A 13,036-nucleotide genomic window follows, 5' to 3' on the forward strand; every position below is an offset into this window, starting at 1 on the left:
CTGCAACCAAATCGATAGCATTCCGCTTTCATGCACTATCCGTCGGGGCGTAAGTTCGCGGTTGCGAAACCAGCCCGCGACGCCCTCGGGATCAGCGGGACAGACGCCACGCGCTACAGTCTTGCCATCCCTGTCTACAACACAGATCGAAATCTCTTTCAGCGACACATCCAAACCGACATAGTATTCCATAGGTCGTTCTCCTCACGGCTTATATCCATGAGGCCAACATACCGGACCTCGTTCGCCCACGGAGAGCGACCGCCGCAATCACACCATGTCTTATGCGGGCCATACTCTTTTGGGGCGTCACGCCAGCGCAAACCGTTGCGATTGATGAAGATAATGCCGCTCAGGACCCGCCGGTCGTCGACCCGGGGCCTTCCATGTGACTTTGGGAAGTAAGGCTCCAGACGCGCCATTTGCGCATCACTCAACCAGAAAAGATCAGACATGCTCACCGCTCGTTTTCAAACGGTGAATCATGCGCGACCAACCAAATCAATGGGTCCTGACCCTAGATAAGTTCAATCGACGATGATATATCGGATATGTCTGATATGTTCTTAAATCCAATCAAGCCGTTTTCTGAGTATATTATAGACATATAGCCATCGACTTCTGCAAATTCTAAAAACTCAGCCCCAGAAATCCGGACGATATCTCCCTCTTCTATGGAGAAATCGACAATTAGATCTTTCCCGTTGCCTGCTTTGAAAACAAATATGTCTTCTCCTGCGCCACCCTCAAGTGTGTCGGCCCCTTCAGCTCCAAATATGGTATCGATGCCTAATCCACCAATCAGCGTATCTGCCTTGAGGCCTCCATCAAGATAGTCATCCCCCTTGCCTCCATTTAGGATATTTTTATCGCTATTTCCGATCAGGGTATCATCATCAGTTCCACCAATGATGTTTTCAATGCTATCGAACTGATCATTACCATAACTCCCAATTGACTGGATGGAGCGCGTCAAATTCACTCGAACGCCCAATGCCGCATTGCTAAAATCCAACCAATCACTTCCGCTTCCGCCAAAGTACTGGTCATCGCCATCGCCCACGAACGCAATGAATGTGTCTGCACCCTCGTCACCATAAACAGTATCAGACCCAGCACCTCCCGACAGAGTGTCGTTGCCATCTGCACCTTTCAAAAAGTTGTCCTGCGTATTCCCTGAGATATGGTCATTGCCGACCGTACCTGCCACGGCCTCCACTTGCTCTGCGTAAACGCTCCCAATGTTCGTTTCCTGTGCGCGCTCATCCGCAAGTGAAAAGGTCACATCTATCACCCCCTCATCAAAGCTCAGCAAATCAAAACCATCTCCGCCATACACGCGGTCGTTACCATTTCCCGCAACGAGTTGGTCGTCATCGCCTCCGGAGTATAGAAGATCATCACCACCTTGAGAGACTAGTTTATCTGCACCATCACCTGCCTCGAGAACATTACCCACGTCGCTCCCATTGATGACGTCATCTCCAGCGCCTGTAACCACATTTTCAATACTGATGAGGGTATCGGTTCCTTCACCTTCAGAGGTACCAGAATCTAGGTTGACGTACATATCCGTACCGGAGATGAAAATCGCCGAGTCGTACCCCTTACCGCCCTCCAGGGTATCGTTCCCAGAGCGGCCGTTTAAAGTGTCGCTACCACCTCTAGCGTTCAGGTAATTGTCGTCCCCATTGCCCGTAACGCTATCACTTCCACCTTGAGTCTCAACATTCTCAATATTGACAAAAGAAACCGTCAGTCGAAGCTCATCGTCATATTTTGTAATGTCTAAGTCGACCTCACGATCAACCTTTCCCAGAAATTTCAGGGTGTCAGATTCCTCTCCGCCATTAATGATCTTTTCACCCGTTTTCACGACGAAGAGATCATTCCCGCCCTCTCCCAAGATGCGCTCAACGCCGCTGCCAGCTATTACCGTGTCATTGCCTTCTCCGGCCTCTACACTATCGTTGCCTGCATGGGTTTCGATCCAATCTTCGCCCTCTCCAGCAATAATGGTATCGTCTCCGGCGCCGCCATACAGGTAGTCGGAACTGTATCCGCCTTCAAGCCGATCAGCACCACTATTCCCATTCAGAGTGTCGGAGCCGCGCTCACCAAATAAAGTGTCAGATCCGGGCCCGCCGAACAGCCTATCCTTGTCATTTCCACCGTAGAGAATGTCATTGCCACCCAGACCTGACAAATAATCAGCCTGATTTCCGCCTGTCACAGTTTCGCCGATATTTCTGCCGCTAAACGTCAACGAGAGATCCAGTTCAACACTCGCGACTTCAAAGTTAGATAATTGTCCCGAATTATCTGTCGACAAATCACTGAGGCGGATATCATAAGAGTAAAGTTTGGCTGCGGCATCAACCGTCACATCGCTATGGCCAAAGTTAACGAAATGGATGTGGTCTTGTCCACGCTGGCCATTAAGGGTTGAAAGCGCACTATTGACCTCAAAAAAATCATTGTCACTACCTCCACGAACCACTGCATCATTTGATAGAAGCTTGAAGACATCGTCTCCAATGCCGCCGGTAATAATAATATCTCCCATATCAACAATCATTTCATCGTTTCCGCGCATGCCGTGGACTCTGGTGAAATTGTTCAAAGGATCAGCGCTCATGACAAATTTGTCATCAAAATCAGATCCTTTAATCTGTTCGAATTCTTCATAATCCAGTGTAAGGAACTTGCCTGTCGCGAGCGCTTCAAGCTGATGCGTGTCAGTATTTAAAGAAAATCCCGCAGTTTCCGTGAGGTCGTCAAATTCTAGAGTGTCTGAACCAGCCCCTCCACGAAGAGTGTAATTGGAACCGTTAATTTCACTAACTATTAGCTTGTCTCTTCCAGCTCCTCCGTCGAAGAAGCCGCCATCGCCAACCCAAATTTTGTCATTTCCTGCCTCTCCCCAAACGCGGTCGACGCCTTCACCAGCATCAATAGTATCGTGACCCGCGCCCGCTTCTACGAAGTCGTGACCTAAGCCAGTTTCAATAGAATTTGCGTAACGGTTCCCAAATATGTCATCGTGCCCAGAGCCTGTTTTGACATTTTCAATAATTGAATCGTCAAAGATGTAGAGATTGTTCTTGCCCGATAGGATGCTCGAGTAACTATTTGGATTTAGGTCGACGATGTTTCTAACGTTGTAGGCATCAAAATCTCTGAGTGAAGAAACCAGATTGAGTGTGTCTGTCCCGCCCGTGTCAACTACTGTGAGAGCTGGGACTCTGTAAGAGCCAGTTTCGTCGTATGATGAATCCACCTGGACTGAAAAAATTTCGTTGATATAACTGTGCGAAACATTACCATCGAAGCCCCAGATTGTGTTATCTTCTTCTGCTGAGAACTCAATATCGTAGTGAATTTTGAGTGCGCGCAGATCTGCTTCGCGAAATGTTGCTGGAAAGCCCGAGAATTCGAAACGACTATATGGTCCCTCTCCAGGATTGACATACGACATTATAGACCATCCAACGCTGTCATTGGTAAATCTACGGTCTTCGAGTTCTAATTCACCATTATAATCTCCTAGATGACCCAAGCCCAGAAGATGTGTTAGTTCATGTATAAACACCTTTACATAATCGTTTCTTAGTACAGGATCGCTCAGAGAGAAAGCTTCTTCATCAAATAGTATCTTTGGATTGACTTGATAATATCCAGCGCTTCCAAACCATCCGAGGTCAGCTTCTGCATGCGCGAATTCCGTTCCCACAATTGCATCAACCCAATCTTCTTTGTGAATATTTACGTCTCCTTCGTCGCCGTCTGCGACGCGAAATGAGACTGTAATATTAAGAATATCGGCAACATACTTAAAAGCGTCTTTGACAATACTCTTCATTTCGGATGAAATATTATCGTCTTCATCAAAGTGAACGTTTAAGTGGTTGTTTTTAGAATGATCACCAGAGCTTGAAAAATTAAATTTGCGCCAGTGGTCATCTCCGAGATCCGTCCACGCATCATCCCAGTACTGATGACGCAGATAGTAAACAAAGTCGTCCATAGATCCGCGACGCATTTTCAAAACCTCTAACTAAGACCCTCTATAGATTATCTGATTCGAAGTGTTCTATAATATATCTTGTGTGTAGCGCCTGATATCGATCGTGTGCTTGGTGCTGATTTAAAGTGAACCCGCAGGGAATAATATTAATGGCATATTCATGTTCTTATACGCGAAGCCACCCGGAGGGATCCCGTTCCCGCCTATCTGGTCAACCTTAGATCCACTAGGAGTTTTTCGTGGCATCGCACTTTTATACTTTCAACGGTTCGGGAAACCCCCAAACACCATCATTGTTATCTGGATGTGTTTTGGCGTGTGAGGGGGGGTAGAGACGCTCAGAAATTTAATCGAGAAGGCTGTTAAGGGGGAGTGTTTTCCTGAGTATGGTGTTTGCATCCTTAAATAATTGATAGATATCAGATATATAATTGTCGTGGACAAAATACGCTCCGGCCACGCTCAACTTTGGAAGTAGATTTGCATCTTATTTTTGTCGACAATTCGAGCGGTGGAAAATCTCTTGCTCTGTCCGTCGTCACAGTTTTATGGGACAGCTGTCTATCTGATTTAGGAAAGGGTCTGACTCATCTGTTTGGTCGGACTATGCGGCGAGTTTGTGGTGAAGCAAGCGCTAGGTTTCGATGGCCTCTCGTTTGATCCTTTTTCAGCGTTTCAAGATTGTCTGTCGGCGCCCGAAGTTGAATAGCCCCGCGTTTTTTAGACGCCTTTGTTGTTCAGCTCGTGCCGCCGCTCGAAATCGATTGGCGACGGCATGCCGTTATGCCCGTGCCTACGTTCCAACGCCTGCTCGGCCACGACTTCCTTCAGATCGCGGGCCTCACGGCGAAGATCTTTCACTTCGGTGGATGTTGCCGCACGCGCCGTGGCACCGGAGAGTCGTTTCTTGCCAGCTTCGAGGAACTCCTTGGACCAACTGTAGTACAGACTCTGTGCAATGCCTTCTCGTCGGCACAGCTCCGAAATGCTGTCCTCGTCTTGCAGGCCGTCCAGCACGATTTTGATCCTCTCTTCTGCCGAATACTGTTTGCGTGTCGCTCGGCGGATGTTCTGTCGATTTCCTCCCCAGGGTCTGCTTGGTTCCGGGTTACTGTCTCTTATCCACTTCTTGGTGGTTGTGATGTACCAGAAACTCTCTCTTATCGAATTAACCGGAATAGTCCCATTGGCGCTGACGTCAGACATTTGTTAAATGTCCGAGTGGGGCCGTGGAACAACGTCTGCCGAATTTGAACGCACACCTGTGTGACTGTTCACCCGAACATCTGCGCTACGCTCCATCGACCGCATAATGGACCAATCCAATCGCGCAGCAACGCGGTTCATTCGATAGCGCGACTACAGACATCGCGATTTATGCCGTCAGTAAAACCTACAATTCATTACACGCGCTGGAGCAGTTTTCATGATCGACGCCAACATTCCTCAGTTTTCGCCCGAGCAGGTCGCACAGGGCCATCAGGTGCACGACCTGATCATCGGCAAACTGCCTGAGACGCTCCTTGGGGCGTATCAGAGCGTCTTTCCGGATTGGACAGAACTGCCGCCTGGTCTGTTCGACCAAGAGCGCACGAAGTTCGAGCGCATCATCACCGGCAACTTCTCGCAAGAGTATTTGACCGATCAGCGTGTGATCGCTCGTAACATCGCAGAGAGCGTCGACTATCGCTCTTACCTGTGGGGCTATGCATTCTACACTGGCGGCTTGGTCAAAAGCCTCGTGGCTGCGGCGGACGACAAAGAGCTTACGGCTGAAGACAGGGCTAACAAGCTCCAGACATTGCTTTGCGCGGTTTTCGTGGATGTGGGTGTGGCGATGGAGCAATTCTTTGAAAAGCTCATCAACGATGCCGAGAAACAGCGGGCAGAGTTTGATCGCCAGCGCGAAGCCGAGAGCGCCTCGGATGCCTTGGCGATGGCCAAACTTGGCGAGGCGCTGCAAGCACTGGCCAATGGTGACCTGACTTATCAGCTGACTGATGTGCCGGACAAAATCGCGGACGCCAAAAAGCACTACCAAGAAGCCACGAAAGCCATGTCTCAGGCGCTGACTGCTGTGGCTGAAACTGCAGCGGCTGTAGACGCCAACGCTGGCGAGTTTTCGCAAGCGGTGAAGTCGCTGGCAGAGCGGACTGAAGTGCAATCACGCACGTTGCAAGAGACGGCGACCTCGATGGAAGAGATCAACAATAACGTCCAAAGCAATTCTGAATTCGCAGGCCAAGCGCGCAGCGGCGCGAACGAGGCCCGCACGCTCGTCACTGGCTCGACCGAAGAAATGAGCAGCGCCCGCGATGCCATGGGCCGCATCGTCGATAGCTTCAAATCCATCAGTCAGGCGATCTCGGTGATCGACAATATCGCCATGCAAACCAACCTCTTGGCGCTGAACGCCAGCATTGAAGCCGCCCGCGCAGGCGATGCAGGGCGCGGGTTCAGCGTTGTCGCTCAAGAGGTCCGCGCCCTTGCCGCGCGATCTGCCGATGCAGCCAAAACCATCCGCGATGTTCTGGAAACCAGCGAGAAGCATGTGGAAAGCGGCGAAATGCTGCTTGGTAAAACCAACAACAGCCTCGCCATGACCGCCGAGAAAGTGTCCGAGATTGATGGTCTGATCCAAGAAATTTCGTCCAATGCGACCGCACAGGCGAGCCGGATCGAGCTGATCAACGTTGCCCTACGCGAGCTTGGCCTGACGACCCAGCAAAACCTTGACATGGTTGAAAGCACCACCAAAGGCGCTGACACAATGAAACAGCGCTCTACCCAGCTCTCCGCGCAGATCGGTCAATTCCGCGTGCAGCCCACCATGGCAGGCTATTCTGGGGCGGGGGTACGCTGGTAAAGCCGACAAAGCGAACGCAATTTTCGTAGTGCTTGCGAGGGCGCGCGCCCTTTTGCTGCGGCGATAAGCGTTCGCGAAGCCTTTGGGCGTGGCGCATTCCGCTATGTGGGCCGCTTGGGCAACAGACTGGCGCGATCGACTGTTCGGCTGGGATCAAGATATATTAATTTATGCCTCGCTCCCTGCTTTCGGCCATTTGGTGATCCTTTCCGGCGCCCAGATAACAAGCATCGTCTCAAGGAATGCAGGGACAGGACAGTCATGAGACCGGATGGTCTGGCCCTTCTTGGGTCACGACGCACCTTTGAGGCAAGCTCGCCGCAAGGCGTTCCCGGGTGATCGACAGGTCCAGGGAAAGACACGTGTCAGGTCGATCGGAAACAGAGCCAGATCACACCGAGAAGCCATGCGGCACCAAACCAGCGAATGGTTGATCGGTATTTGTGTCAAACCACCCGAGAACTGGCACCAATTATATGACTATTCGAATGAAACAGGACCGTATCGCGGGATTTTCGGCGCCAGATCGCCATCAGGAGTGTCTGCAGAACCACATTCGAACCGTACAAGGGCATCACGAGAAGCTTATTTAAGTCAATTAACCTTTGGACATTAGCTTTAAGTAAGCAGAACCGCGAAAAAACAGATTTTGATCCGTAAAGAAAAATTTACAATTCTGTTCAGAAACTGACACGTCGATCGGCGATTAGCCTCCTCAAAATACGGGGACAGCTATGCTAGAAGTCAAGGCGCTGACAAAGAAGTTTGGTAACAACACCGCGGTTGATGCGGTGTCTTTCACAGTAGATCAACCGCGCATGATCGGCATCATAGGTCGGTCCGGCGCGGGCAAGTCCACACTCCTGCGCATGGTGAACCGGCTAACTGACGCATCCTCTGGCGCGCTGATGTTCCAAGGCACCAACGTGCTGGACCTGAAGGGCCGCGCCCGCCGTGAATGGCAGTCCGATTGCGCGATGATCTTTCAGCAGTTCAATCTGGTGCCCCGCATGGATGTGGTGTCGAACGTGTTGCACGGGACATTGGGCAAGCGCTCGACCCTGTCGACCATGTTCAACCTGTTCACCCAAGATGAAATCCACAAAGCGATCGACCTCTTGGAACGCCTTGGCATTGCCGAACACGCAGCCAAACGCGCCGAGGCCTTGTCCGGCGGTCAGCAGCAACGCGTAGCCATTGCTCGCGCCCTGATGCAAGACCCCAAGATCATTCTGGCGGATGAACCCATTGCTTCGCTCGATCCGATGAATGCGCAGACCGTGATGGAGGCCCTGCGCCGCATCCACGAAGAAGACGGGCGCATGGTCATAGCGAACCTGCACACGCTCGACACCGCACGCCGCTATTGCGACCGTATCATCGGGATGCGCGATGGGCGCATGGTGTTCGACGGCACACCTGAACAACTGACCACCGGCGTAGCCCGCGACATCTATGGCGCAGGCGCGGGCTTTTCCGAGGCCGCGACCTCGACCGAAATCCGTGACCATGTCCACTCGGCCGAAGCCGAGAAGCTGATGGCCAAGGTCACGGTCTAACCCCTTTTCCCAAGTTTCATCAGCCCGTCAGGAAATAGACGGGTATCAACAGTTGGAGAGACCACGATGAAAACTTTGATCGCTGCCGTACTGGCCACCACCGCGCTTACCGGCGCTGCGGCTGCTCAGGACATCACCCAGTTCAACATCGGCATCCTTGGCGGTGAAAACGCGCAGGACCGTCTGAACAACCATGAGTGCCTGAAAAACTACACCGAAGAAACCCTTGGCGTCGAAGCCAAGCTATTCGCCCCTGCCGACTATAACGGCGTAATCCAAGGCCTGCTGGGTGGAACCATCGATATGGCATGGCTGGGGGCGTCGGGCTACGCCGCGACCTACCTGCAGGACCCCGAAGCGGTCGAGCCTGTGCTGGTCAAAGTTAACATGGACGGCTCGATCGGCTATTACTCGATTGGCTTCGCCCGCAAGGACAGCGGCATCACTTCGCTGGACGATATGGAAGGCAAGACTTTTGGCTTCGGCGATCCGAACTCGACCTCGGGCTTCCTGATCCCTTCGATCGAGATCCCCCAGTACAAAGAGGGCATCACCATGGAGTCGGGTGATTACTTCAAAGAGGTTACCTTCACAGGTGGCCACGAGCAGACCATCGTTGCAGTGAACAATGGCGACGTGGACGGCGGCGTCACCTGGGCCGACGGTCAGGGCGCATGGGAAGACGGTTACAACTCTGGCGCTCTGCGCAAAGCTGTGGACGCTGGCTTGATCGACATGAACGAGCTGACCGAAATCTGGCGCTCGAAAGAGATCCCCGAAGGCCCCGTCGTCCTCCGCAAGGACCTGCCCGAAGAGGTCAAGGCCAAGATGACCGCTCTGGTTCAGGGCATGTACGAGATGGATCCCGAGTGCACCTACAACATCGCGGCAGGTGACAGCCTGGGCTTCCGCCCCATCAGCCACGACAACTACCTGTCGATCATCGCCGCACGCGAAGCGAAATCGAACTAAGCCCTTAAACCTTTCAAAGGCCCCGTCCCCTGCGGCGGGGCCTTTGTCGCCTGTACCGGAGCCCCTCGCCATGACCTATCTCTCAACGGACACCCGCAGCCACTACGTGGCGCTGGTCCGCCGCAAGCGCCTGTATGGCGGCCTGACCCTTGGCATCTTTGCCTTGCTGATGATCAGCGGGTTCGGACTGGCAAATGACCGTAACGCGGGTGGGTTCTGGAACGGGCTGCCCAACATCTTCGACTTCCCTGCTGCGGTCTGGGAAGACACCGCCAAGCATCTGGCCGAAGTGCCTGGCCACTTGGTCACCTATTTCCCTGCGCTCATGGAAACGATCAACATCGCCGCAGTGTCGACGCTCGTGGGCGCGATCCTTGGTACGGTGCTGTCATTGTTGGCCACGCGCGGGCTGGCGCGCTGGCCTGCGATGATCCCTGTGTTTCGCCGGATCATGGACCTGTTGCGCGCCATCCCTGAAATTGTGATCGCCCTGATGCTCATCTTTGTCCTTGGCGGCGGTCCGGTGCCGGCCATGATCGCCATTGCGTTCCACACCAGCGGCGCGTTGGGCAAGCTGTTCTCCGAAGTGAACGAAAACGCAGACCTCAAGCCTGTCGAAGGCCTTGCTAGCGTCGGCGCCAAGTGGGGCCAGCGCATGTGGCTTGGCGTGATCCCGCAGGTCGCGCCCAACTACTTCAGCTACGCTTTGCTGCGATTTGAGATCAACGTGCGCGCCTCGGCAATCCTAGGCTTCGTTGGTGCGGGCGGCATCGGGTACGAGCTGAAGAACGCCATGTCTTGGGGCCAAGGCAAATACGACGAGGCCGCTGCGATCTTTATCCTGCTGTTCCTGACCATCGTTGCCTTTGACCAGCTGTCCAGCCACGTCCGCAACCGCCTGATTTCCGAAGGGGGCCACTGATGTCCACCGATGTCCTTTCGCGCGAAACCCTCTATGCCGATGCGGGCCGGATGTTCCAGCGCAAGAAGCTGATGTCCTTTGCCCTACCGGCGGTCGTTCTGGCCTATCTGGCCTATGTCTTCTTTGCCTTCGACATCCTCGGGCTGGCTGAACGTGCCCGTTGGGACAACGCACAGACGCTGATGTCGGACACCTACAGCTACAAAACCCACGTCACCCGTGACAATCGAAATGGCGAGGTCACCGTCGCGATCGAGGGCGAGCGCAAAGGCACCTATGACACGGGTTCCGCGCCGGATTGGGTTGACCTAAACGGTCAAACCACTCGCATCGACCTTGGCGGCGGCCAGATCGTCACCTTCTTGCCGAACAACGCGCTGCGCTTTGATATCCCCAGCTATGGCGTGATCGAGGCAGCCATGGTCGGCCGCAGTATCGAGAGCAACCTGACTGGCGAGCTACCTGACTGGATTTCGTCGTCTCGTTCGCGGCTGCAAATCACCACCGATGAGGGCCGCGTATCCCTGACCCGGAACAAGACCGAGGCGTTCAACTACTTTGTCGGTTGGGAGTTGTTCTGGTTCACCCTCGACAGCCCCTACCACGGTCACAGCCTGTTCCAGATCCTGTTCGGCGACCGGATCGTAGATGGTCAGAGCAACCTTGGGGGCGCGTGGCATGATTTCTGGTACAATCCCATGTGGCACCACAACATGGTGGCTTGGGCGATTTTTGAAACCATCCTCATGGCTTTTCTAGGGACCTTTGGTGCAGCAGTTGTCTCCCTGCCTCTTGCCTTCCTCGCGGCCAAGAACTTTGCCCCGCTGATGGCCGTGCGGTTTGCGCTGCGCCGTGTGTTCGACCTGTTCCGTGGGATTGATGGCCTGATCTGGACCATCATTCTGGCCCGCGCCTTTGGGCCTGGCCCCATGACCGGGGCGCTGGCGATCCTGCTGACCGACACAGGATCGTTCGGCAAAATGTTCTCGGAAACACTGGAAAACGTGGACAGCAAGCAGATCGAAGGCGTCGCCTCGACAGGCGCAGCGAAGACGCACACTTACCGCTTTGGGGTCATCCCGCAGGTCACACCTGTGTTCCTGTCTCAAGTCTTGTACTTCTTTGAATCCAACACCCGCAGCGCCACCATCATCGGCGCGATCACCGGTGGCGGCATTGGCCTGCTACTCACCCAAGCCATGCTGACCCAGAAAGACTGGGAAGAGGTCACTTACTACATAATCCTCGTTGTGCTGATGGTCATGCTGATGGACACGGTGTCGAGCTGGCTACGCAACAAGCTGATCAAGGGCGAGTGATGCCGCGTCTTGGACCTGAGCCCTTTATCCACCCTGATTGCGAGATCACAGGCTCCAGCTTTGGCACCTATGTCGAGATCGGCAAAGGCAGCCGTCTGAACAATGCTGTTTTTGGCGACTACAGCTATTGCGACCGCTACGCCGATATTGCCAACGCGCGGATCGGTAAGTTCGCCAATATCGCGGCCTTCAGCCGGATCGGGCCGACCGATCACCCGATGGCGCAGGCTTCGCTGCACCACTTTCTCTATCGGTCTGACGATTACTGGGAGGATGCTGAACGAGACGAGGCATTCTTTGATCATCGTCACTCGCGCCTCGCTCATATCGGGCACGACACGTGGATCGGCCACAACGCGGTGATCAAGCCAGAGGTGATTATCGGGCACGGCGCGGTCGTCGCCGCAGGCGCGGTGGTGACCAAGGATGTCGCCCCCTACACCATCGTCGCCGGACTACCCGCGACACCGATCCGCAGGCGGTTCGAAACACCAATCTCCGAACGCCTGATGGAACTGGCATGGTGGGACTGGCCGCATGAGGCGCTGCGCGAACGGCTGCCCGATTTCCGCAGCTTGCCGATCGAAGCTTTCCTCGAGAAATACGCCTAATCGTTCGCCAGCGTCAGCGCCACGCGATCGCCGACAAAGCAAGTGATCCCACGCTCGATCGGCACCCCGTCGAGTGTGGTGTTCAGCCCCACGGTCCGCAAAATCGGCGCGCCCTCGCGGATCCCTAGCAAGGCGGCTTGGCCCGCATCCGCAAGCTCTGCGGTAACTCGCGTGTCGCGGCGCACGTAGTCCTGCACCCCAATTCGGCGTAGGGCCTCGGTAACCGACGGTATTTCTGCCAGCGCCTCTTGCAGGCCCTCCAGACGGGTGATCGGAAAAACACTGACGAACTGCGCCACTGGCGTATGGCTGGACAGAGACAATCCCTCGCAGACCAACACCGGGTCGGTGGGGGACAGGTCCAGCGCCTCGGCTTCGGTGGCGTCGCAGGGGCGTTGCTCCAGCCGCAGCATTTTGCGCGTCGGCGTCCGGCCAGAGGCGCGGATATTCTGGTGAAACCGCACGCGGCGTCCCAGCGGATAATCGGTCGGCGCCGTCTCGACATAGACGCCAGAGCCGCGCCGCGACCGGACCAAGCCGCGCTCGGCCATATCGGTCAGGGCGCGGCGTACAGTGTGACGGTTCACCCCGAAACGGGCGGACAGTTCCGCCTCGGTCGGCAGCTTGGTTCCTTCGGGATAGTGGCCTGCCGCGATCTCTTGGCCAAGGGTTGCAGCGATGGAATTCCAGACGGTTGAGCGGGTCATTCACCAAAACTTCACAAACAGAGACTTGCCAGTATGAGTGGCCAGTCGGTATG

General features: G+C 54.4%; 8 protein-coding genes and 3 pseudogenes. 6 read left to right on the top strand and 5 right to left on the bottom strand.

Translation table 11 applies throughout. The features are described from left to right. The 4 genes and pseudogenes from N4A58_RS06930 to N4A58_RS06945 form a co-directional block, all read right to left on the bottom strand. A pseudogene (locus tag N4A58_RS06930) lies at nt 1–192 on the bottom strand (IS110 family transposase); the annotation flags it as partial. 86 nt (nt 193–278) lie between these two features. Beyond that, nucleotides 279–455: pseudogene (locus tag N4A58_RS06935) on the bottom strand (transposase); the annotation flags it as partial. Between the two features lie 62 nt (nt 456–517). Then, nucleotides 518–4,027: a M10 family metallopeptidase C-terminal domain-containing protein gene (locus tag N4A58_RS06940; RefSeq protein ID WP_293708513.1), complete on the bottom strand. Its 3,510-nt coding sequence runs from the start codon at nt 4,025–4,027 to the stop codon at nt 518–520. Between the two features lie 792 nt (nt 4,028–4,819). Beyond that, nucleotides 4,820–5,149: pseudogene (locus N4A58_RS06945) on the bottom strand (transposase); the annotation flags it as partial. Between the two features lie 304 nt (nt 5,150–5,453). Here N4A58_RS06945 and N4A58_RS06950 point away from each other — a divergent pair. From N4A58_RS06950 to N4A58_RS06975, 6 genes are all read left to right on the top strand, one after another. After that, a complete protein-coding gene (locus N4A58_RS06950) occupies nt 5,454–6,893 on the top strand; it encodes a methyl-accepting chemotaxis protein (RefSeq protein ID WP_293708514.1) in 1,440 nt (479 codons plus the stop codon). 734 nt (nt 6,894–7,627) lie between these two features. Continuing rightward, entirely contained in the window at nt 7,628–8,452 is an 825-nt protein-coding gene (phnC, locus tag N4A58_RS06955; RefSeq protein WP_293708515.1) for a phosphonate ABC transporter ATP-binding protein, read from the top strand. Between the two features lie 66 nt (nt 8,453–8,518). Further along, nucleotides 8,519–9,424: a phosphonate ABC transporter substrate-binding protein gene (gene phnD / locus N4A58_RS06960; protein WP_092465394.1), complete on the top strand. Its 906-nt coding sequence runs from the start codon at nt 8,519–8,521 to the stop codon at nt 9,422–9,424. A gap of 70 nt (nt 9,425–9,494) precedes the next feature. Further along, nucleotides 9,495–10,346 carry a phosphonate ABC transporter, permease protein PhnE gene (gene phnE, locus N4A58_RS06965; protein WP_293708516.1) on the top strand — a complete coding sequence of 284 codons (852 nt, stop codon included), beginning with the start codon at nt 9,495–9,497 and terminating at the stop codon, nt 10,344–10,346. Continuing rightward, the gene (gene phnE / locus N4A58_RS06970; protein ID WP_293708517.1) at nt 10,346–11,665 is read left to right on the top strand and encodes a phosphonate ABC transporter, permease protein PhnE; all 1,320 of its coding nucleotides are present in this window, start codon (nt 10,346–10,348) and stop codon (nt 11,663–11,665) included. The genes phnE (N4A58_RS06965) and phnE (N4A58_RS06970) overlap by 1 nt, the downstream gene beginning before the upstream one ends. After that, a complete protein-coding gene (locus N4A58_RS06975; RefSeq protein WP_293708518.1) occupies nt 11,665–12,276 on the top strand; it encodes a DapH/DapD/GlmU-related protein in 612 nt (203 codons plus the stop codon). The genes phnE (N4A58_RS06970) and N4A58_RS06975 overlap by 1 nt, the downstream gene beginning before the upstream one ends. Here the strand turns inward: N4A58_RS06975 and phnF are convergent. Then, nucleotides 12,273–12,983, bottom strand: coding sequence for a phosphonate metabolism transcriptional regulator PhnF (phnF, locus tag N4A58_RS06980; RefSeq protein WP_293708519.1), 711 nt, complete (start codon nt 12,981–12,983; stop codon nt 12,273–12,275). The two genes, N4A58_RS06975 and phnF, sit on opposite strands and share 4 nt — an antisense overlap. Nucleotides 12,984–13,036: the final 53 nt, after the last annotated feature.

Origin of the sequence: Donghicola sp. (assembly GCF_025210255.1) — a bacterium.
GTDB lineage: Bacteria > Pseudomonadota > Alphaproteobacteria > Rhodobacterales > Rhodobacteraceae > Donghicola > Donghicola eburneus.

Coding starts and splice junctions, on each gene's coding strand:
- N4A58_RS06940 (WP_293708513.1), bottom strand. CDS start 4,027: ATGGACGACTTTGTTTACTATCTGCGTCATCAGTACTGGGATGATGCG.
- N4A58_RS06950 (WP_293708514.1), top strand. CDS start 5,454: ATGATCGACGCCAACATTCCTCAGTTTTCGCCCGAGCAGGTCGCACAG.
- phnC (WP_293708515.1), top strand. CDS start 7,628: ATGCTAGAAGTCAAGGCGCTGACAAAGAAGTTTGGTAACAACACCGCG.
- phnD (WP_092465394.1), top strand. CDS start 8,519: ATGAAAACTTTGATCGCTGCCGTACTGGCCACCACCGCGCTTACCGGC.
- phnE (WP_293708516.1), top strand. CDS start 9,495: ATGACCTATCTCTCAACGGACACCCGCAGCCACTACGTGGCGCTGGTC.
- phnE (WP_293708517.1), top strand. CDS start 10,346: ATGTCCACCGATGTCCTTTCGCGCGAAACCCTCTATGCCGATGCGGGC.
- N4A58_RS06975 (WP_293708518.1), top strand. CDS start 11,665: ATGCCGCGTCTTGGACCTGAGCCCTTTATCCACCCTGATTGCGAGATC.
- phnF (WP_293708519.1), bottom strand. CDS start 12,983: ATGACCCGCTCAACCGTCTGGAATTCCATCGCTGCAACCCTTGGCCAA.